Raw genomic sequence first — 16,633 nt, forward strand, 5'->3', positions numbered from 1 at the left:
TATTTTATGACACTATCATCTAAACTTCTTTCTGACTCCAATTATTGGTTTTTCCAATATCTCATAAGACCAAACTGCCATAAAAAAGACTAACAAAATATTTAACGGAAACTTCTGGATTTCTAGTCTATTTATTCCTCCTGGACCTGTTTTAAGAAATAAACCTTGATAAACATATATCCCATAGGATATCTTACCTACATAATTCAAAACTCGATAATCTATCAAATTAATTTTATCATTTTTTTGATTAGCTAAAATCCAAATTAAGAAAATGGACATAACACACCCATGAATTAAAAAAGTAAAATTAATTAACTTAATTGGGCAGTATAATGGATATAAAAAAATAAGAAGTAAAATTGATAGAATTTTATAATTCTCTATAAAGTATTCTTTTATTAAGATTTTTTTTGAGTCGTAAATAATTGCTGATAAACTTCCAAACATTATTGGTCCAATCCCTGGAATAAATCGTCTGTATGGCATAAAAATTTCTGGTGGAGTAACTGTATATATATATACTAACAAAAATGAAAAAAGTACAAAAAGAATAGCTATAGAAATTAAATACTTATTTTTTCTAAATAAATAAATGAATAACGGCCAAGAAAAATAAAACTGTTCTTCTAAAGAAAGAGACCAAGTATGCGCTAACTCTCCAGAATATATCTCTTGAGGCACAAAATTATAAACGTAAAAAATAGAATATAAGACACCTTTATAATTGGATCCGATTAAACCAAAATTCATTAAAACTAAAACAAAAATATAAAATAGAATTAATGGTGGTATTAATCTTAAAAATCGTCTTATATAAAATTTTTTTAGACTAATTCTACCCTCTTTTCTTTCGAATAAAAGAATTAAAGTAATTAAAAAACCACTTAAAGTGAAAAAAATTTGCACCCCCGTATCACCTGAGATAAGAGTCATAACTCTTTTTTGATAATAATCATTTTCTATTCCAAAAAAATTAAACAATCCTAAGTGAGAAAACAAAACTAAAATAATAGAATAAGCTCTTAAATTATCAAACCCTCTTATATATTTCATAACCTTAATTTTCTATATTCTGTAGCCTATCCAATTTGGGATAATATCAAATTTTGAGGGTATTTAAGTGGAATTACATTTTAATCACTTTAAGCCTAACTGTTAATTGAATTATGTTTATGGATAATAAGTATAACTATTATATGTAGAAATAATTATTGAAACCAACCCACTCATAATTCATTATAAATTTCCAACCATTTTTTGTGTAAAATAGTAGAGTCATAATTAGCAATTACAAACTGTCTTCCTTTCACACCCATTTCGGATAGCATCTCAGTATTATTAATTAATAATAATAGTTTATCGACAAATCCACCGATATCATTTTCGTTAATTACGTAACCTGTTTTACCATTCAAAACACCTTCTTTCATACCTCCCACGTCCGAAACAATCACAGGTAGCTGCATTGCCTGAGCTTCCTGGATTACCAGCCCTTGACTTTCACAACGCCCACTATCATCAACAATCCCAGGATACAAAAAGACGTCAGCGCTATTCATTAGATTCTTAACTTCAACTTGTGACTTACTTCCCAATAAACTGATATCCTTAGTAAGGTTATTCTGTTCAATGTATGTTTTACACTCTAAAAAACAATCACCCATACCAATAATATTAAAAATAATTTTTTTATCAATTATTCCAATAAGCTGCTCAACAATTTTAATTGCCAATAGGGGAGCCTTTAACGGTATTAACCGACCTACAAATAAAATATTAAAGGAATCTTTATTATTATTCTCCTCAGGCTTAAAAAAGGAAGTATCCAATCCAACGGGTAAAACATGTGTATTCTTATGGGGAAATCCCAATTCCATTACCTTTTGTTTGGTATAATTCGAATTAACGGTATATGTAATATGACTTAAGCTTTGTAATCCTTTAAAATAATCGGCTGGATAGTTATGGGCATCATAGCCATGGAATGTCACGACAATTTTACCATCAAATATTTTTATCTGTTCTAAAAGATGCACCGCGTTATCAGCAAAATGAATATGGACCACATCAAAACAATGAACACTAAAAAAATATTTAAAATAGGCTTTAGAAAATTGTTGATTAAAACTATCTATATTACCCAAAATTAGATGCCTAAAACTTTTAAGTAATGGAAAAAAAGCTTTAGTTCCTGCGCTTCTTAATAGAATTTTAAATTTATTTAAAAGACCTTTGTTTTTTTTTATCAGTCCTTTTGGTGTAAACTTTATAGCTGATTTTAAAAGTTTATTTTTTGAAACCAATGGATTATTTATGGAATTCTCGTTAACCTCTCTAGTGCACAAAATGCTTAATTGATGACCTTTTTCCTTTAAAATCTCCAATTGATTAATAATAAAAGTTTCAGAAATAACAGGAAAAACTCCGACAACAAAAGCTATTTTCAAAGATTTCATGAGTATATCTTTAGGATTTGTCTAAAATTTTTAAGCAAAGACATTACCGACATCTGTAAAAAGAACAATTCAACACTTAATAATGCTGCTTTTAAGAGTTTCTTTTCTTTTATATTGGCCCTGATAAAGTTTTGAAACGAATGTAAATACCTTCCTTTCAAAATCTGATTGCCTTTATTATTTAAATAGATTTCCTTGTGACACTCATATCCCTTTTTAAAACCTTCGTATACTGTCGCAGATGAATGTATTCCACTTGGATGCACTCTATAAACCGCTCCTATAAAATTTAAACACTTTCCCTTACCATTTTTTAAAAGATGTGTTAATACATGAATATCCCTAACAGATTCATATTTCAAATATACTGAATAATCAAAATGGCTATTCCTGAACACCAACGTCTGATTGCCTATATGCCATCCTTTTTGAAGGGTTTTAAAATTAAACTCAATTGCAGTTTCATTATTAATAAAATGTTCTTCATTAAGATCCAGAGCAAACGCTTTAGTTTTTTCATAAAAAGTTTTAAACCTTGTATAACATAAACTGTAATCTTTATATTTATCTAAAAAGTCAATTTGCTTTTGCAATTTACAGTCATCTACCCAATAATCATCACCTTCGCAAATAGCCATATATTCTCCAGTCGCCATGGAATGCACATGCTTAAAGTTTTCATGAATCCCCAAATTCTTAATGTGGTTAAAATATTTAATCTTAACACTTTTGTTATTGGATTCAATTACCTTGCTTATTACTTCATGACTATTATCTGTAGAACAATCATTACTAATAATCAATTCAAAATCAAAATTGGTAATTTGGGATAGTATGCTTTTTATTGCCTGGGCAATATAGTCTTGGTGATTATAAGTAATCATGAGAACGCTCGCTTTCATATATTAAAGATTTCTTCTCATATATTTTTTCCCTGACGCTAGCCTTATTAACTCAAAACCAAATTTGCTATATAATGCTATTGCCTTTTTATTAGACACATCTACTTCAAGATCAAAATGCTTAAAGTTTAATTTTCTCAAGGCATCAATTGCCATATGCATTAATTGTTTTCCATAACCTTTATCCTGGTAATCAGGATGAACGGCCAACATACTTAAGTAACCTATTAAACTTTCCTTATTATTATCATAGTAAGCGATAAAGGCTTTTATATGACCCAGCTTATAAATACTCACTATAGTTGCATGTTTTAAAATTTTGTCGCAATAGTCTTCCACCGAAGAATCAAACAAACTACCCTTAAACTTTTCATCTATTAATGATAACAATATTACGAGATCTTCTTTCATACAAGTTGACAATTTCTTAAAAGAGACTTCGTTTGTTCCTTAGAATTAAACATCAATACATCAATAATCGATAAAGAATCTACAAACGGATGTTGAAATTGGTCATACCGTATCCTATCGGTTTGTAAAAAATTGAGACTAATACCTCTATCTTTAAAATAAGTCTTGGTATATATTTTTTGACCTCCGATAGGATTAATGTAATTATACTTACCCGCTTCCTTTGCTATTGCTATTAATCTATCAGCCTTTTTGGATGTCTTGCAATCAGAATAATCCCGGGAACTTAAACTAAAGCAAGAGGTTAATTCTAAATAACCACAAACCTTAATTACACTATTTATAGCAATCTGTGATACAGTTTTAGCATCGTCTTCTAAAACATCTTTTACCAAACTATAGACACTTTCAAAATGTGGTGCATTTTTATAGGCAAATTGCAACGTCTTTAGAAAGGTATCAGCCCATTTTTTGAATAAGGCTACTTCAGTCTCGTTTATCAATTTATTCTGAGACGCTTTTTTTAACGGTAAAGTGAATTGATAGCAATCTCCATTAACCAATATGGTATTTCTATTAATGTATCCTTTCTTTATAAAATTGACATCGTCATAAAACACAAACTCATCTACTGTATTAATCAACTGAAAATACCCAATGTAAGGAAAAAAATAAGGTTGCATTATTGCAATTTTCATAAATGAGCTTTAATCAATTCAACAATTCTAGTTTGTTGTTCTTCAGTTATATCATGATATAATGGCAGGCACAGAATAGAAGCGGCTATCCTATTTGAAATCTCACAATGTTGATTTTTCACATAGGGTAAATTATCCAAGCTTGGATAAAAATAACGCCTCGGGAATATATCTACAGAATTTAAAGCACTAACAACTTTGAGAAGTTGTTTTTCATTTTTAAAAATAATTGGATAATAACTGTAGTTCCAATCCGTATGATTTCTAAGTTTTAAAAACTTCAGATTTGTATCTTGAAGTTGTTCGTTATAAATATTCACAATGAGCCTTCTGGCATCTATTATAGATTTCAAATAAGGCAATACGGCCAATCCCATAGCCGCCTGCAGCTCACTCATTTTAGCATTAATACCTAAACCAAAAAAGTCTTCATTACCTTTGTGTCCAAAATTGTGATGATAGTAAAAATCATTGTAAAAGTCATCATCTTTAAAAACCATAGCTCCGCCTTCACCCGTATGAAACAATTTGGTCGCATGAAAACTGCAGGTACTGATATCACCATAACTAAAAATGGAGTGATCTTTATAAGTAACCCCAAAACAATGCGCTGCATCATATATGACTTTTAAACCATATTTACCAGCAATACGCTCAATACCCTCTACATCACACGGATTTCCAAAAACATGAGTCACTAAGATAGCACTGGTTTTAGAATTTATAGCTGCTTCAATTTTGGTTTCATCAATAGTTAAATAGTCCGGATGAATATCTACAAATACTGGTTCGCAACCTTCCCATACAATACTTGAGGTTGAAGCTACATAACTAAAGGGCGTGGTAATAATCTCTCCCTGCAGTCCTAAAGCTTTAATAGCTATTTGTAATGGCAAAGTGCCATTAGTCATGCAAATAATATTAGGAACTCTTAGATAGGCTTTAAGCTCTTCTTCAAGAACTTTCACCAACTCTCCCCGATTAGTTATCCAGCCATTATCCCAAACTTTTTTTAATATAACCTGATACTCCTCTTGGGGTGGCAAAAACGTTTTTGTTACATTAATCATCTAGTCGCACCCATTTAAATTGAGGTCTGATATACCCAGGTTCCTTACCCATATAAACTCCTATATCCCGTTTACCATCGGTCACTACAAAACTCATAATATCCTTTTCTATAAAAATAGCTTTCCTTCTATCTTTAACGAAAAAAAAGGATAGAAAATATTGCCCAGACTGTAAAAAACTTTTTGGAAAATAACACCCAATCACATTATCCCCATGCCTTAATGGTTCTGCTGTATTAGAAAAAGAGAACATAGGTTCTCCCATTTCATTAAATAAATGATAGGTAATATGATAGTCTTTTGGGTTAGTGGCTTTAAAACTTATGGATGTTTTTAGCTCAATTTCTTCATCTTCTACTATAGCATCATATATTTCTCGAGTATTATTTTTTATACCTATATGGTGCAGCTGAAACACCTTATTATTAATAGAGTCTCCAAAATCGCGATAATTCAACAGTTCATCCCCTCCCTTTAAATAAAAACTGACGGCTTCATCAGTACCTCCCTCAAAAACCTTCTCTCCATGATCCAAAACAATGGCTCTGCTACATAAGGTCTTCACCGATGCCATATTATGGCTTACGAACAACACAGTCCGCCCTTCACCCCTACTAATATCCTGCATTTTACCAATTGCTTTTTTTTGAAATTCAGCATCTCCCACGGCCAATACCTCATCAATCACTAAAATATCAGGTTCTAAAAAAGCCGCAACCGCAAAAGCCAAACGCACAGTCATGCCGGACGAATAGCGCTTAACGGGCGTATCAATATAACGCTGACAGCCACTAAAAGCAATAATCTCAGCTTCCTTACTTTGTATTTCAGCTTTGGTCATCCCTAATATGGCACCATTTAAATAGATGTTTTCACGTCCCGTTAATTCCGAGTGAAAACCAGTACCTACCTCCAATAACGAAGCAATACGGCCTCTGGTCTTTATACCGCCACTAGTGGCGGAGGTAACTCGAGATAATATTTTTAAGAGAGTAGACTTTCCTGCACCATTTTTGCCAATAATGCCCAAAACCTCACCTTCACGAACTTCAAAGCTGATGTCCTTTAGAGCCCATACATAGTTACTATTACCCTTTAAACTTCGGTCGTTAAGATCACCCACTTTTAAAAAAGGATTGGGTTTCCCTCTTACCTGATACCACCACCGCTTGAGGTCATCCTGTAAGGTTCCCATACCTACTAAACCCAAGCGGTATTGTTTACTAATATGCTCTACTTTAAGTATGATATCATTCATAAAGCCTCACGCTACTTGCTGTTTAAAATGTCGAAAATATTGTTTTATACGTTTTAGATATATAAAAATACAATATCTAAGACTAAATTTTAAGTTGCCAATAAATTCAAATCCCTTGAGATAAACTTTATTACATGTTAAATCCTTGCTTAATTCGTTTATCACATTTCTCTTATGAATAATTTGCATCCAATAATACCCAGAGGTAATTGGAATATAATATGCTGCTCCTTCCCATTGGGTATGTTCTCTGTTGTAAACAGTTAAAAAGGAATTTGCTTTTTTTGCATTTTCAATAAGACTGATAAATGGTCCGTATGTGATATTTTTTTTTAGTGACAATTTTTTCTTATGTCCAATTTGCAAACATAGACCATGGCATAATTCTATAATAGTTAGTGATTTAGAGATAAAATGTTTCTGAATTACTGCAACGGCCTCTTTATGAAAACAATCATCATTATCGAGGCGAGTCGTTACAACAAAGGATTTGTCTTTATTACGATAGTTTTCTACAATTTTTGGTAATGATGTCCCAAATAGCTCAAAGCTGTCGACATATATGGGAATAAAGTTTCCATATTCGTCATGCAACAAGGTATTCATGTTTTTAAAGGCAATAGGAGTTTTTGAATCAAAAAAGACTAACCATTTAAAATTTTGATTGAATTGAGATTGAACTGACGGGAAACAAAATTTCTTAAATAATTTATAACGATCTTCCAACCATACAATATCATTGACCTGAATCTGATTTTTGTCATTTTCCCAAATAGACTGTCTGAGATTAAATCGGGTAATGATAAAATGATCAAAAAAATGTTCCATTAATAATTGGGATATTATACTGTATCAATAAAACTTTTCTCGGTCTTATTGAAAATAATCAACCCTAAAAACAAGACTGTTAATGTTACAAAACATGTAAAAACAATACCATTCACAGAAATGTTCCCAGTGCTTAATAACATATAGCGAGCAGCTTCTATAACGTAGGCCATAGGGTTATACTCAACCAACCAGGCAAAACGGGGTAATTTGTCCCTTACCAATGCCAACGGGTACATCACAGCCGAGGTATACATCAATAATTGCACTCCAAAATTGAGCAAATATTTTAAATCCCTGTACTTAGTGACCATCGAAGATATAATCATGCCTAAACCTAATCCCAAGAGCCCCATTAAAATAATTAAAACAGGAAAAAATATTAGAGAGGTATTTACAGAAACAGTGGCCCCTTTAAAGTAGTAATAAATATAAAACCCTATAAAAACTAACAACTGAATTCCAAATTTAATAAGGTTGGAAATCACTACAGATAAAGGTGAAATCAATCGAGGAAAATAGACCTTACTAAATATACCTGCATTGCTGCGAAAGGTATCAGAAGTCGCCTGCAAACAGTTTTTAAAATAGTTCCACACAGAAATACCCGCCAGGTTGAATAAAAAAGGGGGTACAGTTCCTGTTTCAATATTGGCCACCTTATTGAATATAAGCGTAAAAGTAAGCGCCGTAAATAAGGGTTGTATCAAATACCAAAGGGGTCCCAAAATGGTCTGTTTATAGACTGTAACGACATCACGCTTTACAAATAGAATCAACAAATCACGGTACCGCCAAATCTCCTTAAAATTAAAATCAATAAGCTTACGTTTGGATGAAATGGTATATAACCAAACATCATCTTCAAAATTATTCAATGTTTTGGGGTATAATTATTAAGGGTTAAATATACTTAATATTGTTTAAAATTTATCTTTCCTACTAACTTTAAAAGGAATCTTAATTACCTCTAATCAGGTGAAGTAAGAAAAATAAATTTAGCTCATCCAAGTTTATTATTAGTACACAACTTTTCTAATCCAAAAAAAACATTAACATTAGGGCGATATCCTAACAAGGATTTTGCCTTAGAAATATCCGCTAAGGAATCCTTAATGTCCCCTGATCTTGATGGCACATTAATGGGCTGTAATGTCTTTCCGGTAAATTTGCATAATACGTGCCAAAGTTGACTGATGCTGATGCGTTCCCCACAGGCAATGTTATACACCTGGTTCGCTGCTTCCGGTTGCGCGAAAAGGGCCTTAATATTGGCCTGAACCACATTGTCAATATAGGTGAAGTCACGGGTTTGTTCCCCGGTTCCATGAATGGTCGGTGCCGTTCCAGTTTTTAAGGCTTCCATAAATAAGGGAATAACCGCAGCATACGGGCCCTCAGGACTTTGTCCCGGGCCGAACACATTGAAATAACGGAGACCTATAGTGTCTGTATTATAAGTGTTGGCAAAGACCTCGGCATAAAGTTCGTTGACATATTTGGTCACCGCATAGGGGGATAAGGGTCTCCCAATATGATCTTCCTGCTTTGGTAATCGAGTACTATCTCCATAGGTAGAACTGGAGGCTGCATAGACCATGCGCCTTACATTCGGGTGCTCCTTTAAGGCCAGCATCATGTTCAAGAATCCGGTACTATTCACCCCATGGGTGGTCAGGGGATCATCAATAGACCGCGGGACCGATCCCAAAGCGGCCTGATGGCTCACATAATCCATACCGAACATCGCCTTTTTACAGGTTTCCAGATCCTGAATGTCCCCTTCCATCAATTCAAAGTTAGGGTGTTCCAAAAAGGTTTGAATATTTTCGCGATATCCCGTAGAAAAATTGTCCAGTACCCGGACATGCTTCGCTTTGTATTTTAACAAATAAGCTACCACATGGGAACCTATAAATCCGCCACCACCGGTCACTAAAAATGTATAGTTACTCAAATTCTGTTCATGATAGGGGATCTGATTCATTTTTTTGATTTTTTTTCATGTCTCCATGATTAACTCATTATAGGCTTTTTAGGAACCGCTTTATTTTTTTTCCAAAATGATCCTTACCACTGTCATGATAGGCTTCTCCATAGACGCCATAACCGTAGCCATAACCATAACCATAACCGTAACCATAGTTCTGGTTGGTTCTATGCTTGTAGAAGTTAAGAATAAAGCTTAAATTCTTCAATTCCCCCGTTCGGTATTTGGTATTCACCAATTGCAGCATGCCTTTTTTAGTGTAATCCAGGCGAATCACAAAAAGGATTGCATCCGCATAATTGGCTAATTCGAATGCATCAGTCACCAGGCCTATTGGTGGGGTATCCACCACGATCATATCGTAAGAGGATCTCAATTGAGCCATTAAATCTGAAACGTCGCTACCTATGATCAATTCCGAAGGATTCGGTGGGATGGGGCCCGAAGTAACTACATCGAGGTTCTCCACATGGGTATGGTTTACGATCTCCTGAAAGGATTTATCGCCCATAAAATAATTGACAATCCCGTAATCATTATCCAAATTAAAATCGTTGAAAATTTTGGGTTTCCGCAGGTCCATCCCCAGCAGCAGGGTCTTCTTACCGGACAAGGCATAGGCCGTGGCAACATTGATGGAGCAAAAGGTCTTACCCTCCCCGCTTACAGAAGAGGTGATCATTAGGGTTCTTCCAGGAGTCGAGGTCGTAACCTGCTGCTTATAAAAAAACTGTAAGCTGGAACGAATGCCACGAAACGATTCCGCCACAGCGGATTTGGACTTTTCCAAGACCACAAGGTTATTCTTATAGCGGTACTTCCCCACCAACCCGATTATCGGAATACTGGATAAGCGTTCCACCTCGTCCGAACCGTGAATGGTGGTATCCAGTAAAAACACCACAAATATCAGGCCCAACGGGGCGAAAAATCCGACCATTAATGCCATCATGTAATTGAGGCTCTTATTGGGACCAATCGGCGGATTCCCTATATCCTTTGCCTCATCGATCATAGAAATATCCGAGACATTGGCCGCCTTCACAATGGCCGCCTCACTGCGCTTGGCCAAATAAATATTATAAGCCTCCTGACTTAATTCCAGTTTACGTTGGATTTTTAAAAACTGTTGTTGTTCTTCAGGAAGCATACTCAATTCAGCCTCAAATTTTGCTATTTGTGAATTGATAGTGCTTAATTGAACATCGAAAGTGCGTTTTGTGCCATTTATGATTTCAAACAACACATTTTTTTCGGCATCAATACGGCTGTCCAGTTCATTAAACAAACTGGAACCTTCCTTAGTAGTGGCTTCCAGGTTTTGCCGCTCGATGGCCAAATTGGTGATCTTCCCCACACTGGCCAAAATATTATTTTCATCAATACCTACCGACGACGGCGCTGCAATATCGGTGTAATCAGTTTTAGTCCTGAGATAATTTTCTAAGACTTCTAAGTACTGCAATTTATTGTTAATACCATCTTTTTGAGCTTCTATAAGTTTAAGCTTTCCTGAAATTTCCAAGACCTCCTCATCCACATCAAAAACCTTATTTTGCCGCCTAAAATTATTCATTTCTTCATTGACCGTTTTTAAGTCGACATTAACCGCGGCCAAACTACTATCAATAAATTTGATGGTATTTGTGGCGTATTGGTTTTTGTGTTCTAATTCCGTTCGACTTAAAATTGCGACCGTTGCATTTAAGTAATCTACTATTTTAGCTTTATTGTTACCAGTCATGGACAACCTTAATACTGAAGACGTCTGGCCATTTGGTAAGGCTTTGACTTTGTTTTTATATTGATTCACAATACCATCAAAATCTAAAAATCGAAGATAAAACTCAGTTTGTGGTTTAACTGGAATCGAAGGGTTTGGTTGTATGGTAATATTTAAAAAAGGCAGGGCTACACTTTCCCCAAACCTATACTTCTTACTAAATTCACCTAAAGGTACTTTTAATCGTTGCTTTTCTTTACTTGAATAAATCTGGCCAGTGGCACTCTCCTTCTCAAAGATGGTAAATATTTCATAGAATTCGTTATCTAAAAATCGAAGGCCAATATATTGCACCAAAATTTGTGGTCGGGATTTATCAATATGCAAAGAAAAAGGAACCTTTTTGTAAATATCTATTTTATGATATTTACCTTGTACTAAATATTCAACATAATATTGTAGGGAATCAACTACCATTTCATTATGTTTTCTCGTGCCTAATGTGGTTATAACCTTGCCAACCTTGCCAGATACACCACCCCAGTTAAAGGAAATACTCGTATTGGCTGTAAAAAAAGGATTCTGGTCATTTTCTATGGATACCAGGGCCCCCAAACGGTAAATATTTTGCTTCCTGACGTTAATGGAATAGGCCACAATCATGGCTATACCAATGCTGAAAAAAATAAATTTCCAGAGATGCAGCACCTTAAACAAGAAACCCTTAAAATCGAAGGTTATACCCTTCGTTTCAATATGGTCCAGATCTTCAAATTCGTTGTAGGACATAGGTTTAGATACGTTGGAACAATAAGATTGACGTTGTTATGAGTGACAATACCGTGGCAACGGCCCCAATATTCTGAATGGCTGAAGTGCCGGTTCCCCAGGACTTCTGCTTTAAAGGCTTCACATATATCATATCGTTGGGTTGAATAAAATAATAGGGCGAATGCATCACCTTACGATCCGTCAGGTCAATATGATGGATCTTCTGCCCATCCGGATATTGCCGTATAATAAGAACGTCCTTTTTATTACCCGTATCCGGGATATCCCCTGAATTGGCGATGGCCTCAAAGATATTGGCCCGCTCCTGGTACAATAATCTCGTCCCCTTATTACCTATTTCACCATAGGTCGTATATTTTAACCCCGTAAGTTTCACCGTCACAAAGATGTTGGCGGTTTCCTTAAACTGGTCTTCCAGTAACCGCTGGGTAATGCGCTGTTCAATTTCACTAGCCGTAAACCCTAGTACATTGATATAGCCCAATTCCGGAATGCGAATGTTACCATGCAGGTCCACCGTAAAGCCATCGAAGTAAGCGCGTTCCGCGCCACTGGCATTCAGGTCTCCTACCCCGATAGGGTTGAAAATTTCTACATTATCCTGATTCGTCACCTTGATGCGAATGTTCAATATATCATTGATCTGCACCCGATAGGGTTTTTGCTGCTCCAAAAGGACCCTGGTCGTATCGGTAGCCTCAGATTTATTCTGCAAATACAGGGTGTCTTTGTACGGAATGCAGGACACGGCTGCGAACTGCATAAGGATTATGGCAAGAATAAAGGCGTTCTTCATAGTGAGGCGGATAGTGTAATGACAAATCTACATTTTTTTTGTTTTTAAACCAATTTATGGGTCGTGCATGTGTGTATGCAGTTTAATTATGGTTTTTTTTTTCTTTTCTTTTTGGCATCTTCCAACCCTTCGACTTCCTGCCTGACTGGCAGGCAGGAGCTCAGGACAGGGAATCAAACCTGCCTACCTGGCGGATGGCAGGCAGGAAACCATAGCCTTAAATCTTCGGTGGTAAATTCCTTTTTGTGTTCATTTTTTTGCTTGTCCAAAAAAATCGAACCTAAAAAAAGGACCCCAATAGTAGGAATTTCACCTGCGGTGAACCAAGCTCAAAACTTGGCGTCCCTTCGCTCCTGGATTTCCAAGCTTTTGAGCTTATATTCTTACTATTGGATTAATCTAATTCAGAATAGAATTATTTTTGTCATTCCTGAGCAGGCAGGAATCCATTATAGATAGGTCTTTATTATTTAACTATCTTCTTTTTTGCATCGCCCAAAAAAGAATCAAAAAAGTCTAGTCCTTATAGCTTCGGCGGTCAATTTCTTTTTTGTTCATTTTTTTGCTTGTCCAAAAAAATCGAACCTAAAAAAAGGACCCCAATAGTAGGAATTTCACCTGCGGTGAACCAAGCTCAAAACTTGGCGTCGCTCTGCTCCTGGATCTCCAAGCTTTTGAGCTTATATTCTTACTATTGGATTATTTCGAAATGGACTTTTTCAAATCATGAATGTAAGAAGGAAGTTTAATCTATCTTGTTCCTCACTTAAGACTAAGGGAGGTGGATCACGCTATAGGCGTGAGACGGAGGGTTCTGATTATTTAACCTAAAAAACCTTTGTAAACCCCAGTGTTTTTAAGGCTTTAAAAACATGCGGAAGAAATTGGAATTTTGTGCTTATGTTTTCACTATTTCTTGCCTATGTTTTCCTCATTTTATGCGTATGAAATTTTGGAGTTATGCTTAGCCGTTTTTATTTATAATATTTTGCTTTTAAATGTTCTTTTTATGTTCATTTTTGGCTTGACCCAAAAACGAACCAAACCTGCCTACCTGGCGGATGGCAGGCAGGAAAAAGGACCCCAATAGTAGGAATTTCACCTCCGGTGAACCAAGCTCAAAACTTGGCGTCTCTTCGCTCCTGGATTTCCAAGCTTTTGAGCTTATATTCTTACTATTGGAGAAGTACAATTCAGATTTAAATTTTCTTGTCATTCCTGCCTTTCGACTATCGCTCAAGATAAACTGCGGCAGGAATCCATTTTTGATAGATTTTTAATTCTTAGTAATGTTCTTTTTCCCATTGCCGGAAAAAGAACCTAAAAGGTCTAGTCCTTATAGCTTCGGCGGTCAATTTCGTGTTATGTTCATTTTTTTGCTTGTCCAAAAAAATTGAACCAAAAAAAGGACCCCAATAGTAGGAATTTCACCTCCGGTGAACCAAGCTCAAAACTTGGCGTCGCTTCGCTCCTGAATCTCCAAGCTTTTGAGCTTATATTCTTACTATTGGATTATTTCGATATGGACTTATAGAACTCAAAAGGGCAACAAGCTAGATTCATGCGTATCGTGTAGATTGATAAAAATAGTACTCGAAAACAATTTCCTTAGTTCTTCCCAATTTTTTACGTTCTTTGCAAAAACGCATGCCTTGAACTATTTAACGGTTGAGAATATATCGAAATCCTATGGGGAGTTGGTCCTGTTTGAAGACCTGTCATTCAGCATTCACAAGGATGATAAGATTGCCTTTGTGGCTAAAAACGGTACCGGAAAGACCTCTATTCTGAACATTCTTGCAGGCGACGACCATACCGATTCCGGGACGATCATCTACCGAAAGGATATCAAAGTGTCCTTCCTCTCCCAGGATCCTCAATTCGATCCCAAGCTCACCGTTGAGGAGACCATCTTTGCCAGTGATAACCCTATCCTACAGATCATAGGCAATTACGAAAAAGCCCTCCTCCACCCCGAGGATACCAAGTCGTACCAAAAAGCCTTCGAGGCTATGGAACGCCACCAGGCCTGGGATTTCGAAACCCAGTACAAACAGATCCTCTTCCAGCTTAAACTGGAAGACCTGAACCAAAAGGTCGGCACCCTTTCCGGGGGACAACAAAAGCGACTGGCACTGGCGAATGCCCTTATCAATAAACCCGATCTACTCATTCTCGACGAACCCACCAACCACCTCGACCTGGAAATGATCGAGTGGCTGGAGGCCTTTTTCACCAAAGAAAACCTCACCCTATTTATGGTGACCCACGACCGGTACTTCCTGGAACGGGTCTGTAATGAGATCATCGAGCTCGACGAGGGACTGCTATACACCTATAAGGGTAACTATTCCTACTATCTGGAGCAACGCGACGCCCGGATTGAACGCGAAGCCGTCGAAACCAATAAAGCCAAACAGCTCTTTAAAAAGGAACTGGAATGGATGCGCCGGCAACCCAAAGCCCGTACCACCAAATCGAAATCACGGATTGACGATTTTAAGGACATCAAACACCGGGCACACCAGCGCCGTAAGGACCACCAGATCCAGCTGGAACTCAATATGGAGCGCCTCGGAAGCAAGATCCTCGAGCTCCATAAGGTCTCCAAGGCCTTCAAGGACAAGATCATCCTAAATAAATTCGAATACACCTTTAAAAAAGGGGAACGCGTGGGCATCATCGGTAAGAACGGCACAGGTAAGACCACCTTCCTGAACCTGTTGACGCAAGTGGACAAACCCGATACGGGTAAGATAGTCAAAGGGGATACCGTAAAGTTTGGATACTACACCCAGGAAGGTATTGCCATTAAACCGGAACAGAAGGTCATTGAGGTCATCCGGGAGTATGGTGACTATATCCCACTTAAAAAAGGGCGACAGATCAGTGCCCAGCAATTGCTGGAACGCTTTTTATTCAGCCGAAAAAAACAATACGACTACGTGGAAAAGCTCAGCGGTGGCGAGCGCAAGCGCTTGTACCTCTGTACGGTCCTAATCCAGAACCCGAATTTTCTGATCCTCGATGAGCCGACCAACGATCTGGACATCATAACCCTGAATGTCCTGGAGGAATTCCTGATGGATTTTCCCGGTTGTATTATCGTCGTGTCTCACGACCGTTATTTCATGGATAAGGTGGTCGATCATCTTTTCGTATTCAAGGGGGATGGCCTGATTGAGGGTTTTCCCGGAAACTATACCGATTACAGGGTGTATGAGGACAGTCAGCCAGCCGTTTCCACTCCCTCTGAACCTAAAAAGGAGAAAGCCTCATGGAAACAGAACGCCTCGACCAAACTGAGCTTCAATGAAGAAAAAGAGCTCAGAAACATTGAAAGCAAGCTGAATGCCCTGGCCTATGACAAAAAACAACTGGAAAACAAGTTCAACAACCCCGATCTGAGCCAGGAAGAGATCGAAAGTCTTTCCCTCGAATTACAAGACCTAATGGATACCATTGAAGCGAAGGAAGCGCGGTGGTTTGAGCTTTCGGCGAAGCTTGAGGGGTAAAATGTGTTCCAAAAACAATTCCTTAATGGTCAGCCTTAAATCCGTATACTTTTAATATGCTTAGTGTTCATTTTTTTGCTTGTCCAACCCTTCGACTGCCTGCCTGCCGGTAGGCGGGCGCTCAGGGCAAGCAATTGAACCAAAAAAAAGGACTTCAATAGTAGGAATTTCACCTGCGGTGAACCAAGCTC

Annotated in this window: 14 protein-coding genes; 1 reads left to right on the forward strand and 13 read right to left on the reverse strand. The window is 36.7% G+C overall.

The genetic code is table 11. The features are described 5' to 3' along the window. Positions 1-15: 15 nt before the first annotated feature. The 13 genes from MR041_RS00480 to MR041_RS00540 all read right to left on the reverse strand — a co-directional run bounded on the left by MR041_RS00480 (position 16) and on the right by MR041_RS00540 (position 14,143). The gene (locus MR041_RS00480; RefSeq protein ID WP_242091622.1) at positions 16-1,056 is read right to left on the reverse strand and encodes an acyltransferase family protein; all 1,041 of its coding nucleotides are present in this window, start codon (positions 1,054-1,056) and stop codon (positions 16-18) included. Between the two features lie 173 nt (positions 1,057-1,229). Then, a complete protein-coding gene (locus MR041_RS00485) occupies positions 1,230-2,459 on the reverse strand; it encodes a glycosyltransferase family 4 protein (RefSeq protein ID WP_242091623.1) in 1,230 nt (409 codons plus the stop codon). Then, a complete protein-coding gene (locus MR041_RS00490; protein ID WP_242091624.1) occupies positions 2,456-3,361 on the reverse strand; it encodes a glycosyltransferase family 2 protein in 906 nt (301 codons plus the stop codon). The genes MR041_RS00485 and MR041_RS00490 overlap by 4 nt, the downstream gene beginning before the upstream one ends. A gap of 3 nt (positions 3,362-3,364) precedes the next feature. Continuing rightward, positions 3,365-3,772, reverse strand: a complete 408-nt coding sequence (locus MR041_RS00495; protein ID WP_242091625.1) for a GNAT family N-acetyltransferase — start codon at positions 3,770-3,772, stop codon at positions 3,365-3,367. Continuing rightward, on the reverse strand, positions 3,769-4,470 hold the full coding sequence (locus MR041_RS00500) for a WbqC family protein (RefSeq protein WP_242091626.1): 702 nt from the start codon (positions 4,468-4,470) through the stop codon (positions 3,769-3,771). The genes MR041_RS00495 and MR041_RS00500 overlap by 4 nt, the downstream gene beginning before the upstream one ends. Beyond that, positions 4,467-5,540 carry a DegT/DnrJ/EryC1/StrS family aminotransferase gene (locus tag MR041_RS00505; protein WP_242091627.1) on the reverse strand — a complete coding sequence of 358 codons (1,074 nt, stop codon included), beginning with the start codon at positions 5,538-5,540 and terminating at the stop codon, positions 4,467-4,469. Before MR041_RS00505 ends, MR041_RS00500 begins: the two co-directional genes overlap by 4 nt. After that, positions 5,533-6,798 (reverse strand): ABC transporter ATP-binding protein, encoded by a 1,266-nt coding sequence (locus MR041_RS00510; protein WP_242091628.1) that lies wholly within the window; start codon positions 6,796-6,798, stop codon positions 5,533-5,535. The genes MR041_RS00505 and MR041_RS00510 overlap by 8 nt, the downstream gene beginning before the upstream one ends. Positions 6,799-6,804: 6 nt before the next feature. Beyond that, positions 6,805-7,626, reverse strand: a complete 822-nt coding sequence (locus tag MR041_RS00515) for a glycosyltransferase (RefSeq protein WP_242091629.1) — start codon at positions 7,624-7,626, stop codon at positions 6,805-6,807. A 14-nt stretch (positions 7,627-7,640) separates the two neighbouring features. After that, on the reverse strand, positions 7,641-8,504 hold the full coding sequence (locus tag MR041_RS00520; protein ID WP_242091630.1) for an ABC transporter permease: 864 nt from the start codon (positions 8,502-8,504) through the stop codon (positions 7,641-7,643). Positions 8,505-8,629: 125 nt separating this feature from the next. Then, positions 8,630-9,613 (reverse strand): SDR family oxidoreductase, encoded by a 984-nt coding sequence (locus MR041_RS00525; RefSeq protein ID WP_242091631.1) that lies wholly within the window; start codon positions 9,611-9,613, stop codon positions 8,630-8,632. Between the two features lie 37 nt (positions 9,614-9,650). Next, on the reverse strand, positions 9,651-12,128 hold the full coding sequence (locus MR041_RS00530) for a GumC family protein (protein ID WP_242091632.1): 2,478 nt from the start codon (positions 12,126-12,128) through the stop codon (positions 9,651-9,653). Positions 12,129-12,132: 4 nt separating this feature from the next. Continuing rightward, positions 12,133-12,927: a polysaccharide biosynthesis/export family protein gene (locus MR041_RS00535; RefSeq protein WP_242091633.1), complete on the reverse strand. Its 795-nt coding sequence runs from the start codon at positions 12,925-12,927 to the stop codon at positions 12,133-12,135. Between the two features lie 994 nt (positions 12,928-13,921). Next, positions 13,922-14,143 carry a hypothetical protein gene (locus MR041_RS00540; protein WP_242091634.1) on the reverse strand — a complete coding sequence of 74 codons (222 nt, stop codon included), beginning with the start codon at positions 14,141-14,143 and terminating at the stop codon, positions 13,922-13,924. A 436-nt stretch (positions 14,144-14,579) separates the two neighbouring features. Between MR041_RS00540 and MR041_RS00545 the strand changes: the two genes are divergently transcribed. Then, on the forward strand, positions 14,580-16,442 hold the full coding sequence (locus tag MR041_RS00545) for an ABC-F family ATP-binding cassette domain-containing protein (protein WP_242091635.1): 1,863 nt from the start codon (positions 14,580-14,582) through the stop codon (positions 16,440-16,442). Positions 16,443-16,633: the final 191 nt, after the last annotated feature.

This window comes from Aestuariivivens sediminicola, from assembly GCF_022662015.1.
Classification (GTDB): domain Bacteria; phylum Bacteroidota; class Bacteroidia; order Flavobacteriales; family Flavobacteriaceae; genus Aestuariivivens; species Aestuariivivens sediminicola.

What these genes read in the sequence shown, in the direction of transcription:
- MR041_RS00480 (WP_242091622.1), bottom strand. Translation starts at nt 1,056, where the DNA reads ATGAAATATATAAGAGGGTTTGATAATTTAAGAGCTTATTCTATTATT.
- MR041_RS00485 (WP_242091623.1), bottom strand. Translation starts at nt 2,459, where the DNA reads ATGAAATCTTTGAAAATAGCTTTTGTTGTCGGAGTTTTTCCTGTTATT.
- MR041_RS00490 (WP_242091624.1), bottom strand. Translation starts at nt 3,361, where the DNA reads ATGAAAGCGAGCGTTCTCATGATTACTTATAATCACCAAGACTATATT.
- MR041_RS00495 (WP_242091625.1), bottom strand. Translation starts at nt 3,772, where the DNA reads ATGAAAGAAGATCTCGTAATATTGTTATCATTAATAGATGAAAAGTTT.
- MR041_RS00500 (WP_242091626.1), bottom strand. Translation starts at nt 4,470, where the DNA reads ATGAAAATTGCAATAATGCAACCTTATTTTTTTCCTTACATTGGGTAT.
- MR041_RS00505 (WP_242091627.1), bottom strand. Translation starts at nt 5,540, where the DNA reads ATGATTAATGTAACAAAAACGTTTTTGCCACCCCAAGAGGAGTATCAG.
- MR041_RS00510 (WP_242091628.1), bottom strand. Translation starts at nt 6,798, where the DNA reads ATGAATGATATCATACTTAAAGTAGAGCATATTAGTAAACAATACCGC.
- MR041_RS00515 (WP_242091629.1), bottom strand. Translation starts at nt 7,626, where the DNA reads ATGGAACATTTTTTTGATCATTTTATCATTACCCGATTTAATCTCAGA.
- MR041_RS00525 (WP_242091631.1), bottom strand. Translation starts at nt 9,613, where the DNA reads ATGAATCAGATCCCCTATCATGAACAGAATTTGAGTAACTATACATTT.
- MR041_RS00530 (WP_242091632.1), bottom strand. Translation starts at nt 12,128, where the DNA reads ATGTCCTACAACGAATTTGAAGATCTGGACCATATTGAAACGAAGGGT.
- MR041_RS00535 (WP_242091633.1), bottom strand. Translation starts at nt 12,927, where the DNA reads ATGAAGAACGCCTTTATTCTTGCCATAATCCTTATGCAGTTCGCAGCC.
- MR041_RS00540 (WP_242091634.1), bottom strand. Translation starts at nt 14,143, where the DNA reads ATGACAAGAAAATTTAAATCTGAATTGTACTTCTCCAATAGTAAGAAT.